The 14,102-nt window shown below is 34.6% G+C and carries 12 protein-coding genes; all 12 read right to left on the bottom strand.

Features of this window, described 5'->3' with window-relative positions; translation table 11 throughout:
- Positions 1 to 187 precede the first annotated feature (187 nt).
- Positions 188 to 1,813, bottom strand: coding sequence for a YfhO family protein (locus HF964_RS00675; RefSeq protein ID WP_168721130.1), 1,626 nt, complete (start codon positions 1,811 to 1,813; stop codon positions 188 to 190).
- Positions 1,814 to 2,023: 210 nt separating this feature from the next.
- Entirely contained in the window at positions 2,024 to 2,404 is a 381-nt protein-coding gene (locus tag HF964_RS00670; protein ID WP_168721129.1) for a thioesterase family protein, read from the bottom strand.
- A 292-nt stretch (positions 2,405 to 2,696) separates the two neighbouring features.
- Positions 2,697 to 3,404, bottom strand: a complete 708-nt coding sequence (locus tag HF964_RS00665; RefSeq protein ID WP_168721128.1) for a class A sortase — start codon at positions 3,402 to 3,404, stop codon at positions 2,697 to 2,699.
- A gap of 81 nt (positions 3,405 to 3,485) precedes the next feature.
- The gene (locus HF964_RS00660; RefSeq protein WP_168721127.1) at positions 3,486 to 4,253 is read right to left on the bottom strand and encodes an ABC transporter permease; all 768 of its coding nucleotides are present in this window, start codon (positions 4,251 to 4,253) and stop codon (positions 3,486 to 3,488) included.
- Between the two features lie 2 nt (positions 4,254 to 4,255).
- Positions 4,256 to 5,161, bottom strand: a complete 906-nt coding sequence (locus HF964_RS00655) for an ABC transporter ATP-binding protein (protein ID WP_210726970.1) — start codon at positions 5,159 to 5,161, stop codon at positions 4,256 to 4,258.
- A gap of 242 nt (positions 5,162 to 5,403) precedes the next feature.
- Positions 5,404 to 6,129 (bottom strand): LiaF transmembrane domain-containing protein, encoded by a 726-nt coding sequence (locus tag HF964_RS00650; protein ID WP_168721126.1) that lies wholly within the window; start codon positions 6,127 to 6,129, stop codon positions 5,404 to 5,406.
- Entirely contained in the window at positions 6,126 to 6,596 is a 471-nt protein-coding gene (locus HF964_RS00645) for a LytTR family DNA-binding domain-containing protein (RefSeq protein WP_168721125.1), read from the bottom strand. Before HF964_RS00645 ends, HF964_RS00650 begins: the two co-directional genes overlap by 4 nt.
- A gap of 254 nt (positions 6,597 to 6,850) precedes the next feature.
- Positions 6,851 to 7,108, bottom strand: coding sequence for a hypothetical protein (locus HF964_RS00640; RefSeq protein ID WP_168721124.1), 258 nt, complete (start codon positions 7,106 to 7,108; stop codon positions 6,851 to 6,853).
- Positions 7,109 to 7,276: 168 nt separating this feature from the next.
- Complete coding sequence (locus HF964_RS00635) at positions 7,277 to 8,779, bottom strand: ABC transporter substrate-binding protein/permease (RefSeq protein ID WP_168721563.1); 1,503 nt, start codon at positions 8,777 to 8,779, stop codon at positions 7,277 to 7,279.
- A gap of 442 nt (positions 8,780 to 9,221) precedes the next feature.
- Positions 9,222 to 10,196 (bottom strand): Ppx/GppA family phosphatase, encoded by a 975-nt coding sequence (locus HF964_RS00630; protein ID WP_168721123.1) that lies wholly within the window; start codon positions 10,194 to 10,196, stop codon positions 9,222 to 9,224.
- Between the two features lie 40 nt (positions 10,197 to 10,236).
- Positions 10,237 to 12,387 carry an RNA degradosome polyphosphate kinase gene (locus HF964_RS00625; protein WP_168721122.1) on the bottom strand — a complete coding sequence of 717 codons (2,151 nt, stop codon included), beginning with the start codon at positions 12,385 to 12,387 and terminating at the stop codon, positions 10,237 to 10,239.
- Positions 12,387 to 13,904, bottom strand: coding sequence for a Ppx/GppA phosphatase family protein (locus HF964_RS00620; protein ID WP_168721121.1), 1,518 nt, complete (start codon positions 13,902 to 13,904; stop codon positions 12,387 to 12,389). Before HF964_RS00620 ends, HF964_RS00625 begins: the two co-directional genes overlap by 1 nt.
- Positions 13,905 to 14,102 lie beyond the last annotated feature (198 nt).

Here is a 14,102-nt window from a genome sequence, read left to right as displayed (position 1 = left end):
AAGGTTGCCACTATCCTGTCATACTAGTATCTTGAAAATCGCCAACATTACCAACACATATTAAAAGGCAGATCGCAAAAAGACTTAGATAATAAAATACGAAAAAAAAGACCAAATTTTTACAAATTCAGTCTTTTTTGATGCGTTATCTAGGCGCCTTTTATACGGCTCGCATTTTTAATATTTATCAAAATAACGCCTTATGAAAAGGGGGCACTAACTTTCGCTGCCGATACATCATAATTCCACAGGCAATTAATCCACTAAGTGACATAGCCCACAACCAAATATAGCGTAATGGTGTTTGAAATCCTAAATCGATTTGACCTTGATAATGTGCAGGTAATCGTACAGCTACTAAGCCATCAGTATTATGGGTCGCTTGAATATTTTTATGCTTGCCACTAGCTAAATGTACATAGTAACCTGGATAGTAAATCTTCTTAAAAATTAAATAATTATCGGGTGCGGTCACTTTAACATGGGCACTAATAAATTTCCCTGCCTTTAATGGCTGGGTCTTAATTGCTTTTGTATCGATGTGATGATTGGCCAAAATAGGTGCCGGATCACTAATGAGGGCTTGGTGTAAATAAACCCCCGTACTAGCATATTCAAAATACCAGGCATCATTTTTACTATGCGGATTAAACTGTTTATACCCATTGGCAAGTACTGCCACATGGCGATCTAACTTAACTGCATGTCGCACTGAATGCGCATATTGCCAAGTTTGTCCTAAGGCTAAAACTATCGTGAGGCTTAACCCAATGAGAACTGGCCAGGCTAATCTACGTGTGTATCCATTAGTATTACCTTGACGGACAAATGCTTCAATTAGTACGGCAAGTAATATTGCGATAAAGAAATAGCCGATATACATAAAGCGCCATAAAAATTGTAGATTATAAAAAACACTTGGTAAGTAACGCCAATTTAGTGGTGCATAACTTAAAAATGTAAATCCAAAAGCAATTCCTAGACTTAATTTAAACAAACTAAATTGTAATTGCGTAGTTCGAGCTTTGACAGACCGCCACTTAATAATCAAAAACAAAGTTCCAAGTACAACTAAGGCATTGACGACCTTAATTAAAATACTATATGGTTGCCAACTATTTGATCTTGTCAAGAAAGCCGCTGTACGGTCCATAACATAAATATCTTTAAAGAAGGCGTTGTAAAGGTTTAGCGACTTTAATTCAATTAAAGGCACCCAGAAAAAGGCACTAAGCACTAAAGCTAATAAGCCGGCATAAATGAAGTTAAGGATAATTCGGCCATTAAAGCGACGCCAATTTGTCAACAGAACAATTATGACTGCAATAAATGCCAAAAACGTACTTAATAAATGACTTGATAATAATAATGCACTACCAATAGCTAAGTAACCAATTCCATTAGCTTGTTGCTGCAATATTCGAAACACACCAATAAAAATCATCGGTAATAAGGCAATTCCCATAATAGCCCCTTGATCTTGTGTAACAAATAAATTATGCACCATAAAGGGCGACAACATATAAAAACTACTTGCAATGATTACCGCATCAGATTGAAAAAATTGTCGTAACAATTTATCCATTAATATCCCTGCTACAAATGTCGCAACAATATTAAAAAGTGTAAACGTAAATGCGACTGAATGTGTCAAACCATATATTGGCGCTAAAATGAAAGCTTGCCAGGTTCCATAAAAATAATTTGATCCTAAGCCAAGCCCATGAAGTGCCCATGGATTTAAGTATGGTAGAATTTGACCACTTTTCCAGCCGCCCCATGCACCAACCACTCGATTGATATGAAACGGCACATCAAAACTATTTAAAATCCTTGGTAAAATAATAATACTGACCGCATTTATGACGAGTGCGGCAATTAAATAATATATATAACGTGTTTTAAATCGGCTTAAAATATGCTGACCCTACTTTCCTAATTTTAAAATATGAACGTATCTTTATTATCCATTTTTAAATCAAATTTAACTACTAAATTATTATAAAGATTACGTAAATAAAATTTACTTATCACTAATTTTTTTCATAAATTTATCGGCATCAACTAACACTCGTTCATGGTACCCTTGCGCAACTACTTGCTGAGCATCGATGGCTTCGATGGCGAATTGAAATTTTCTATCTTTATGTGCAATTAGTGTGCACGTAACGGTTACAGTTTGCCCAATTGGTGAGGCTGCTAAGTGTTGAACATTAATTAATGTTCCCACCGTTGTTTGCTGATTTTCCAAGGTTGACTCAATCAATTGGCAAGCAGCCTCTTCGCATAGAGCAATTAATCGAGGTGTTGCTAGAACTGGTAAACTACCACTTTTAAATGTTACTGCAGTATCAGCTAACGTGACGGTTAGTGATAATTTGTTTTGTGTCCCAATTGCAATCATTTTGTACCTCCTTTTTGTGAATAAGTATAATTCAGCTATTCCTTAATTACCAGAATATTACGTTTAAAAACTAAATTATACGTCTTTTCAAGTTTGAAACAAAACTTCTAACCGCTAATAAATGTGCTCTTGCAATAAGAAAATGCGGCTGAAATAACAATTTCAACCGCATTTCTTATATTACATTTGTGATTTATTTGTAGCATTAGCCTTAATTTGAGTAGTAAATTTATTATGAATGCCAATTATAGCATACCCTTCATTAAGATAACATTAAATAACTACCTTTTTATCAATTCCCCGAGTTATTTTGATTTTTGAAATAGTCTTTAACTTTATTTGACGTTTCATGCCATGTCATCGTTTTAGTTAATTCACCGCGTAATACTACTCGGCCATCATTATGTGTATAGTTGCATGTAAATAATGTAATTACTTTTTTCCCAGGAACAGGATTAGTAATTTGGACTGCCGTCGATGGCACAACTTTATACTCAGTTGTTGTATATTCATAAACATGCTTCAAATCAGTTAAATAAATTTTTTGTCCTTTAGCTCCTTGAGCTTTATGGTAATACAAAGGTGAAAATAATAAATTCTTACCAATATAGACCATATGACTGGCTAATACATAATTCCCTGTTCCCATTTCTTGTTGTGGTAAAACCGTTGCTGCCCCCAAAGCTAAGTTATCACCACCCGTTCCTGCAGAAATTGGCAAAGCAATCCCCATTGAGGGCACCGCCACATATCCTATGAAATTAGCATCATTTGTTTTAAACCGTGCTTGAATAATTTGCGTTGATGAAACACTGTCAACTTTTTGCCAATCAAAGCTAGCTGGCTTTTGCTTAGCAGCCTGAATTGACTTACTAGTAACATGTGGATGGTAAGTTTCAAGTGCAAACTTAGCAATCTGCTGATTAAAAATTAATCCTAATGAAATAATCAAAACAATTGTTAACCCAACATATGCTAGTACTCGTGGTATTTTTTTCATAAACAATCCCCCCTATTTGTTAAATATAACTATTATAAACTATTCGGGAATATTAATTTAAACCAAACACTTTAACTTTGGTTAAACATTGCGCTTTTTAAAGATATAATAACCAATTAATAAGAAAATTAATGTATATACAATACTACCGGTTGTAATTGCTGTTAATGATAATTTTGTAAAACTATGCAATGTAGAATCCTTAATCTGCGCCCCTGCATTAAGCATATTCAACGGATTCCATTTTAGCCAGTTCCATTTTTGGATAGCAAATGATTGCACAACTTGTAATATTGACGCTGCAAAGTAACTTAAAATACCAATCGTAATCGCGGCTGAACTTGTTTTAAATAAATTAGCAATTAATAATACTAACGCCAAGATTAACCAAAGACCTACAAATGATCCTAACAAATTCAATCCTAACTGCCCAATAATGGTTGTCTTACCGATTTTAGCAGTTAAATCAACATTTCCAAAAAGGATTAATTTTAAAACCATAGTGTATCCAAAAATAATTATATAGTTAATAATTGAATACACTAATAAGGTTACTACCTTACTTGCAAAGACTTGTCCACGATAATATTTTCGATATAATAACGCTTTAATTGTGCCATATTGAAATTCTGCCGCTACAATAGTTGAAGCCACACCAATCAAGAAAAATACTAAAAATAAGGTGCCGCTAAATCCCATAGCAACCTCATTATTTGCATCAAACCATGTAGGTTTTAGCTTTGTAAGTACCGCAAATAATGTCATCACAATTAAATTAAACCCAACTGTAATCCATGTAATATTTTGGTGTCGTAACTTAAACATTTCTTGTCGTAATAAGGTCGTCATGTCTAACCCTCCTTAGTTTCATTGTGTAAAATTGACAATAATGAGGCTTCTAAGTCTTCACCTTGGTGTAAAACATCAAATACGTCAATATTAGCTTGAATTAATGTTTTTAAAACAACTGCTAAAGTTACCGTTGCTGTTTGATTAAAGACTACCCCGGGAGCTTTCATAACGGCAATCCCAGCTTGTTGTAAAATTATTTGTGCTTGCTCATCATCACTTGTTTTCAAGATAATATAATCCGCTTGATCTTGATTCAAATTAGCAATTGTTGCTTGCTTAATTACTTCTCCATGATCGATAATTACGACTTCACTAACAAGTTTTTCTAATTCGCTTAAGATATGACTTGAGATTAAAAAGGCGGTTCCTGCAGCTGCTTGCTCAATAATTACATCTCGTAAATCCTTAGTGGCTTGTGGATCTAAGCCATTCATTGGTTCATCCAAAATAACTAATTCTGGTTGATTGATCAAAGCTAAGGCAATCCCTAGCTTTTGCTTCATCCCAAGAGAATAATTTTTAGCTTTCCGTGTAATATAGCTATCCATTTTCATTTGCTTTACTAATCGATCAATCCGATTAGTAACATCATCACCCGTTGCATTTAACTTTAAATGATCTAATCCACTCAAATATGGATAGATAGCAGGATATTCAATTAATGCGCCGACTTTAGCTAAGGCTTGATGACTCGTTTCAGATACCGGTTGATTATCAATCTTAATTTGACCATCTTCATATGAGAACAAACCTAAAATGGCTTTCATGATTGTTGTTTTTCCGGCCCCATTTGGCCCAATTAACCCAACAATGCGACCTTTTCCAACCGTAAATTCAACATTAGATAAGGCTTGTTTCTTACCAAATCGTTTACTTAATTGGCTAACTTGTAAAATATTTTCCATAATGTGCTCCTTTGCTCATTGTTATTCAATTATCTTAACAAATTCTTAAATAACAAGCAATTACATTATTAATTAAAAATAATAGTAATTTTAGAAATAAACCATTGATATTACCTATGTCCACACTATTAATTAATATTTAATGTTAGTTTACTTTCAAAAAATACGCCAGATGTCCTACTGAAAAATTCTTCAGGTTGGCATCTAGCGTATTTCAAATATATTAGCTACTAGGCTTTCACTTATATATGATAAATATTAACCGCTGAAAGATTAACATTCCCAGTAATAATCAATTCGGCCGTAGTAATCTCATCAGCCGGGGTCTTTTCTTCTACATCACTTAATAATGGGTTAACTTGGTTTACAACATGCCAATCGCGTGGAACATAAATTGAAACATCTGACAGATTGACATCCAAGTTTAATGTTGCTGTGGTATTAATATGGGCCTTGTCAAAGTAGATTTTCACACTTGCCATTTTAGCAGTAACTTGACCATTTTGAAAATCCTGTGACTTAACATAGCGAAATGTTGATGTCATATTAGCATTTAAGTTTAAATCACTCGCAACACTATCTTGTACATCATCAGGACCATACACATATTTTTTCTTAAATTTATTATGCTCAGTCCCTTGATTAAAAATATAATACCTACGACTTTTAGTCTTAAAGATTAACTCTAAACCAATTATCATTAAAATAGCCACTGCAATAATTGTCCATGGAACTAATTTTTCAATGCCTAATGGATTAGCATATAGCATTGTTAAAATTGCTAAACTAGCCACTGGCACAACAATGCCACCTTTAAGTAAGTTTTTTACCATAAAGAAAACTAAAATCACTGTAAAAATTAAAGTCCACATACCAACATGGAAGTTTAACCATCCAAGTTCATACACAACTAAGAATACACCAGCTGCTAGAAAACCTAAACCGGGAACAATTGTATTTTTATTCATAAATTACGCTCCTCTTCTAAACGTTCTTTTAAATCTTTGAAATAACGGCGGGAAACGAAAGCAACTTTAGGACTATTTTGAAATCCGACCGTTGCACCAGTAACTGTGCGTGTTAAACCATAGACCGCATGAACATTTAATAGTGCTGATTTTGAAATCCGCATAAATCCAGGCATTAGCCGTTGTTCTAACTCATAAAGACGCTGTTTTACAATGTAAGCATCGTTAATGGTATGTGCATATACATCCCGATCATCTGTTTCAAAAAATAAGACCTCTGCATTATTAAAGTAATATTCCGTATCATCTTTAATGTATGTAATTGGGGCTATTAATTCAGGCACTTGATTTGCATCAAAAGCCTGTAAGATATTTTGAAGTTCGCTAACTTGTTCATTAAATTGGGGTGTCCGCAACACAACTTCTAGATCTGGGATTGATGGATCAATTTCAATTGTTATTTTCATATTTCCCTCTCCGTATATACAGTATTCCACATCCATATGAATCAGTAAATGGCTCTAGCTTAAGCGGTCAGAAAATTGGCCCAAGCGGTTATTTTTTGAATACAAAAGAAGCTGGGACACAACTATTTTTAGCAGCTATATTCCAAATAATACGATACCCCTGAAGAAAAATTCTTCAGGGGTATCGTATTATTCCTCAATATCGCCCGCCTTTAGTAACACTTCTGCCTTGCCTTTTAGATGTAAGTTAAGCCTTACCGCCGCCGATACAATGCATGAACAATTGCATTTAATATTCGAAAAAATATGTAAAAGCCAAATGTAAACATCACTATCAGCCAAACACCAACAATAATTGGCAAGAACCAATACCCACTAGCACCGAGAACATTAATTGTCTGAATAAATTTACTTGTCATTGATGTATGATCAAAATTATTGATAAATACTTTAATAACAAGACACACCATCGCTAATAGAAAACTAACTTTTAGTTGATTTTTATTAATCATAGTCACTATCTTCCTATCTTATTAGCGTTAACTTTTTAACACTATCCTTATTTCTTAGTTTATTATAAAGATTCTACCAACGCAACTGCAACTAAAAAAGGTTGCTATTATCAATAATGACACACCAAAAGGCCAGTAAAAATAAATTTTACCAGCCTTGTTTCACAATTAACCTAAGTTGAAACGTTTTTCAAATAAGTTTAAGATTCGTGTCAAACCAAACGTCAAAATGAAGTAAATTAATGCGGTAATAACAAGCGGTAAGAACGGGTTAAATGAGGCCCCTTGAACAGTTGCTGTTTTAAACATTAATTCTCCAACTCCGATAACAGATACAACCGAAGATTCTTTAATAACTGTCACAAACTCATTTCCTAGTGCAGGTAAAATATTCTTAACCGCTTGTGGAAGAATAACATAGCGCATCGTTTGTCCAGCTGACAAACCTAAGGAACGTGCAGCTTCATTTTGACCATTAGCTACTGAATTAATTCCAGAACGAATAATTTCAGCTACATAAGCCGCTGAATTCAAACTAACAGCAATTGCCCCCGATGCAAAAGCACTAATATTTAAATGAAATAACCATGTGGCGCCAAAAAAGATAATATAAACTTGCACCATCAACGGTGTTCCACGTACAAACTCAATGTAAACATTGGAAATAATTTTACCAATTAGCTTCCCAAAACGAACTAGCCATGAATTAGATGTATCGAGTTTAGCACGTTTTAATAATGCCAAGATAACTCCTAAAATAGCTCCAAAGAAAACCCCAATAATTGCCAATACAACTGTCAAACCAGTCCCTGAGATAAAGTAACTACCGTATTGAGCAAAGAAACTTTTTGAAACAAATAATTGCTCATTAGCTAAATGTTGCCATTTTTTAAACGAACCATCATGACTAACGCGATCAATTACCGTATTAACTTGTGCCGTTAAAGCATTCGCACCTTTAGGCATTGCAATAACTGTCGTACCAATATCATTGGGAAAATTCATTGGTACTAAAGCCAATTGCTTATCGTGTTGTACATATGCTTCACCAACCGGACTTTCAACTACAATTGCCCCCACTTTACCTGATTGCAATTGTAAGATTGCATCTGTAAATTTAGTTAACAGCACTGGCTTAGCACCAGGTAAAGCTTGCGTTGCTAAATCAGCTTGCGTCGTACTCTTTTGTGCAGCCACACTAACATTAGAGAAATCTGTAACATCTTTATATTTGTTTTTATCAGCTGCCCGAACTAACACTTGTTGCTTAACATGTAAGTATGGTTTAGAAAAATTGACTTCTTTGGCCCGTTCAGGAGTTGGACTCATCCCTGAAATAATCATATCAATTTTACCAGTTTTTAAAGCTCCCAATAAAGCATCATACGCCATTTCTTTAATTTGCAATTTAACCCCTAATTGCTTAGCAACTGCTCGAGCCATTGAAATATCAAAACCAACAATTTCATCTTGACCCTTAATTGTTTGATGAAATTCATATGGCGCATAGTCAGCTGATAGCCCAACGACTAGTAACCCACTTTGCTTAATTTGTTTTAAGGTTGCATCAGACTTTGGAGTATCTGTTGCTGCCATAGTAGTTCCAATATTGCTAAAAATAAAAATAAATGCTAAACATGCTAAAAATAATTTATACACTGGTTTTTTCATCATATTCCCTCACTTCAATTTCTTAATACAAATTAATATACGTTTTTCAATAATAATATGCAACATTTTTCACTTTAAACGGCATAAATATACTCAATAACTATGAATATGCTAATTTTTAAGCATTATCATTAAAAATATGCAAATGGAAATCTTTTAATTAAGGTTTAAAAGTGAAACTAAAAAATCCCAACTGAATTTAGAAAATTCAGCTGGGATTTTTGTATTTTATGCTACTATCTGCCTTTTATCATAAGACAACATCATTGCTTATGCACTTTACCGTTATCTATCTTTGATAACTTTACTTTTAAATCACTTGATCAGTATTTAAAACCGAATGACTTCTACTAAATCAAAGACCCAAAACATTAAACATAATGTTACGACTATATTTAAAATACGTGCTTGCTTCATTTTACTCCTACTCCTATTATCTGAACTAATCATCAATATCAACGGTTAAGGCCGCTGGTTCTGGATCAATTACTGCCTCACCGGTGAACTCATTAATCTTTTCAAACAAAATGCCTTCACGAATTCCAGCTTGTGAAAAAGTAATTTTATTCGCATCAACATACCGTAATAAAGCCATTAATGGCATCAAGCCGCCCACGATAATATCACCACGTTCTTTAGCTAAACCCGCAATTTTACGGCGTTCTTCCAAATCTTTACTCAAAATATCCGTATAAATACCAAAAGCTTCGTCACTTGATATCCGATAGCCATGCAACGGTGTATCTTGAATATGCTTAGCACGTCGTGATATTTTACCTAAGGTACGATTAGACCCGCCTAAGACTACTAGTGGAAATTCATGGGCTTGCCGAAGCCAGGAAATGCTATTTAAACGTTCATCAACTGCAGTAAATGCTTGAAATAATGCTGCCGCACTAATCTTATCTTTTTCTAAGAATTTCTCAGAAATATTAACTGCCCCAACTGGAATACTAACTTCATGGCGTGATTCTTTATCAACGACAAAAATCAATTCTGATGATGCGCCACCCGTATCCAAAATCAGCGTATTGCTAACATTTAATGTATTAATTACCCCTAAATAGTCATAGTGTGCTTCTTGTTCACCGGTTAAAACTTCAAGTGTTAAACCAACCTTAGTTTGCACTAATTCTAGAAACTTAGCCTGATTGGTTGCTTGTCGTACTGCCGCAGTTGCAACTGCTCGAACCGTAATATCATCATATTTGTGAATTGCTTGGTTAAATCCATCAAGTGCTTTAAGTGTCCGCTCAATTTCTGGTTTTTGTAAAACCTTTTTAGGCCCCATATTATTCGACAAGCGCACCATTTCTTGCATTCGTTCAAGCACCGTGTATGAACCATCTGGATGAATTTCACTAATTGTCATCCGCGCTGAGTTTGACCCTAAGTCAATAATCGCAAATTTCTTCATAAATCCCTTTATTCCCCTTCCAATCAATCCTTGAAAAGTATTATTCTTCAAAAGGATTATTTAATGGTGTAAACCGTTCTGTAAGTTCAGCTTCTTTTTCGGCATGCTTTTGCGCCTTAATCTTTTGTGTGGCTTCTGCCATAAAGGCCCCTTGAGCATCAAGTGAATCTTGTACTCCACGGCGATCAATCTTTTGGTAACTACCATCTGATTGTAACACACGTGTTTTAATATTATCCATCCACATAGTATTATAAATTGATAAGACTCGTTGCTTTAAGTTATCAGCATGTACTGGGAATAGTAATTCAACTCGCCGGTTTAAGTTGCGTGTCATCAAATCCGCACTTGAAAGGTAAACTTCTGATTGGCCATTGTTTGCAAAAATATAAATTCGACTATGCTCCAAGAAGCGGCCAACAATTGAATGTAGTTCAATATTTTCACTAACGGCTGGAATGCCGACCCGTAAGATAGCAATTCCGCGAACAATTAATTCAACCTTAACGCCAGCATTACTTGCTGCATATAATTTTCGAACAAGGCCAGCATCTGAAACTGAATTGACTTTAATTTGAATCTTAGCTGGTTTACCTGCTTGGGCGTTCTTAATTTCTTGATCAATTTTAGCTTCAATAAACTCACGAATTCCATCTGGTGACATGTGTAATTCATGAAAATATTGCTGCTCTGAATATCCAGATAAAATATTAAATACATTGGCAGCATCAATACCAATATTAGTATCAGCAGTTAAAAGACCTAAATCAGTATAAAAATGAGCTGTAACATCATTATAGTTACCTGTTCCTAAATGAAGGTATCGTCTAATTTCATCCCCTTCACGGCGAATAACCATCGCAATTTTGGAGTGGGTCTTAAGCCCCTTTAAACCATAAATTACATGAACCCCCATTCGTTCGAGTTCCTTGGCCCAATGCACATTATTTTCCTCATCAAAACGGGCCTTAACTTCAACTAATACGGTAACTTGCTTACCATTTTTAGCAGCTTGACCCAAAGCTTTAATAATTGGAGAATCTCCAGATACACGATAGAGTGTCATTTTAATTGCTAAAACGTCTGCATCAATTGCAGCTTGTTGTATTAAGCGTACGACAGGCTTAAAAGTGTCATATGGATGATGTAATAATTGATCATTTTTACGAATGACATCAAAAATATTTCCTGTCATTAATTCAGTTGGTTCGTAAGCTGTAAAATTAGGGTAGCTTAATGCTGGCACATCAGTAACTTGTTTCGCAACATCAGATAAGAAAGTTAAATCTATTGGGCCATTGACGTCATAAGTGCGCACATTAGCTACTTGAAGCGCTGCTTGGAGGCGCTTTTTTATATGTTGACTCATTGTGCTCTCACATTCTAAGCGAATCACATCCCCACGTTCACGTTCTGCTAAACGTGCTTGAACTTCTTTTAATAAATTAGGTGTTTCATCCTCATTTTCAGCCACATCTAGTTCCATGTCTCGTAAAACGCGATATGTTGCCGTTTCTTTAACCGTATAACCAAGAAAAAGACATTCAACAAATTGTTTAATAATATCCTCTAATAATACGAAATGTTTATCTTGGTTAGGAACTGCTATCACCCGCTTAAAGACATTATCTGGAACTTGCAATGTTGCAAATAACTTAGTTTTGCCAGCTTGATTTTCTTTTGATAAACGAACAGCAATGTTTAAACTATCGTTAGCTAGAAATGGGAATGGCCGTGTTTGGTCATCAGCCATCGGCGTTAACACTGGAAAAATTTCGCGGTTAAAATAATTTTCAAAATAATCTAAAGTTGCCGCATCCAAGTCGCTTGGTTTAACAATTTTAATTCCATGTTCCTTTAATGCTGGTACAAGCACTCGCGTATAAGTTTGATATTGTAGCTTAACATGTTCGCTTGCTGCGGCACTAATTAGTTCCAATTGTTCTTTTGGTGTGTAACCAGCAGCATCTTTTTTCTTAACCTCTGCATGGGCCATTTGTGCCAAAGAAGCTACTCGAACCATGAACCATTCATCCAGATTATTTTGGCTGATAGCAAGAAAGCGAATCCGATCAAGCAATGGATTTTGTCGATCACGTGCCTCTTCAATAACCCGTTCGTTAAATTGTAACCAACTTAATTCACGATTTACAAAGTATTCTGGTTTATCAAAAATATTGTTTTCACTCATTATTTACGACTCACTCTCTTCTTTAATGTTGGTTGAATTCCAAAGACATCCATAAAAAAGGCTGCCTTTTGTTCAAAAGTCCAAGTTTCTAATAAGATATTAGCATTGGTTGTAGCAGTAATAACTACTTCATTTTCACGTAAAGATACGGAAATCGTCTGAATTTTTTGTAAACGTGAATCATCCAAAGCATCAGCAATTCGTAAAATAGCCGTTAGCTTAGCAATTAATAACCGTTCTTTTTTGTTAAAACGTTCCGCCTCAGCTTGATATTCACCTGCTACAGGTGTCTTAGAACTATGGAATTGGGAAACCATTGCTACAATAGCTTGTTCTTTATCGGATAGGCCATGAAAATCTAAACTTTGAATCAATTTAGCTGAATGAATATAGTGGGCATAACTATTCACAAAGTTCCCAATATCATGCACAATACAGACCACATGCAATAACAAGCGTTCGCGATGCCCCAAATGATGGATTGGTTTTAATTGATCAAAAATATGTAATGCAAATGTTTCAACTTGTTTACGATGGTGATATTCAACTCGATATTGATCAGCGATATTTTCAGCTGAAGCGACTATCTCACCTTCACCTGGTAATTTTAAACCCGGTTGGGCAAAAATTAGACCATCAATAGCCGTCAAACGTGAAAGTGTAATTGTTTGTGCATTAATAATGCTAAACGCGCGTTCCAAAATAAAAATTTCGGGCATGATATATCGAACAACTTCCGGTTGAATATTAAACTGTTCAATCAATGCTTGGCGTGATAAATGCTGAATTTTTAGTTTGAGTGCTTTAAATTCAGCGACTGTAATCGTTGTACTTTTGGCATTAACGGGGATAAAAACCTTATTAAGAATATCTGAACCAACTACCAATAGATTCTTACAAGATTCAAGATGCGGTAATACTTGGGCAAAGTCTGCAATTTTACTACCAATAAAGTCAGTTAAAAACTGTGGATAATCAACAATTTGACTTTCAATCTCTTCAAGTGATTCAGCAATTCGAATTGGTCCTAATAAGACACTACGTGAAAATTTAAATTCACTATCTGAATAATAGCCGATATCTAGTCGACCGGAATTAATCCCAATAATATATAAGTTTTCGGCTGCCATTTGAGCAAACTCAGGAAAGTACGTTCTAATCGCTTGATTTCGATAGAATTCTTCTTGACTACTATTTAAACTTTTAACAAGATAACCCGTGACTTGTTTTATTTGATCTGCAATAAATTCTGAGTTTGATGCTTGCATAAATAATTCACTGGCCCATACTTGGACGTTTTCAACATCATAATCAGCCATTAATTGTCGATAACCTTGCATAATTACAAGTAAACGGCGGGCGACCGAGAAAGGAATTGAACCAGAACTATAAATTTCAGATCCACCTTGCATATTTTTGTGGACACTCTCTATCACCGTATTTGAGCTATTATTATAAATAATTAATTCAACAGTGGTTGTATTTATTAGGATTTCACCAACTAAATTTTTCGCCATAAAGCACCCCTTTTATCGTTATCTATACTAATATTATACGGCAAATTCATAATTTCAAATAGTAAATTAATCTTTATCTAAATTTAACACAATATAAATATTACCAATACATATTCTTTACATAACCCTGATTGATAGCCAAAAAAAGCGTCCGTTCAACAACTTGAACCGACGCATAATTTATATAATACAATTTTA

Source organism: Periweissella fabalis (genome assembly GCF_012396505.1).
GTDB classification, from domain to species: Bacteria; Bacillota; Bacilli; order Lactobacillales; family Lactobacillaceae; genus Periweissella; species Periweissella fabalis.
This window is presented reverse-complemented; position numbering and strand designations above follow the sequence as displayed.

What these genes read in the sequence shown, in the direction of transcription:
- HF964_RS00620 (WP_168721121.1), bottom strand. Translation starts at nt 13,904, where the DNA reads ATGGCGAAAAATTTAGTTGGTGAAATCCTAATAAATACAACCACTGTT.
- HF964_RS00635 (WP_168721563.1), bottom strand. Translation starts at nt 8,779, where the DNA reads ATGAAAAAACCAGTGTATAAATTATTTTTAGCATGTTTAGCATTTATT.
- HF964_RS00660 (WP_168721127.1), bottom strand. Translation starts at nt 4,253, where the DNA reads ATGACGACCTTATTACGACAAGAAATGTTTAAGTTACGACACCAAAAT.
- HF964_RS00645 (WP_168721125.1), bottom strand. Translation starts at nt 6,596, where the DNA reads ATGAAAATAACAATTGAAATTGATCCATCAATCCCAGATCTAGAAGTT.
- HF964_RS00625 (WP_168721122.1), bottom strand. Translation starts at nt 12,387, where the DNA reads ATGAGTGAAAACAATATTTTTGATAAACCAGAATACTTTGTAAATCGT.
- HF964_RS00640 (WP_168721124.1), bottom strand. Translation starts at nt 7,108, where the DNA reads ATGATTAATAAAAATCAACTAAAAGTTAGTTTTCTATTAGCGATGGTG.
- HF964_RS00670 (WP_168721129.1), bottom strand. Translation starts at nt 2,404, where the DNA reads ATGATTGCAATTGGGACACAAAACAAATTATCACTAACCGTCACGTTA.
- HF964_RS00630 (WP_168721123.1), bottom strand. Translation starts at nt 10,196, where the DNA reads ATGAAGAAATTTGCGATTATTGACTTAGGGTCAAACTCAGCGCGGATG.
- HF964_RS00655 (WP_210726970.1), bottom strand. Translation starts at nt 5,161, where the DNA reads ATGGAAAATATTTTACAAGTTAGCCAATTAAGTAAACGATTTGGTAAG.
- HF964_RS00665 (WP_168721128.1), bottom strand. Translation starts at nt 3,404, where the DNA reads ATGAAAAAAATACCACGAGTACTAGCATATGTTGGGTTAACAATTGTT.
- HF964_RS00650 (WP_168721126.1), bottom strand. Translation starts at nt 6,129, where the DNA reads ATGAATAAAAATACAATTGTTCCCGGTTTAGGTTTTCTAGCAGCTGGT.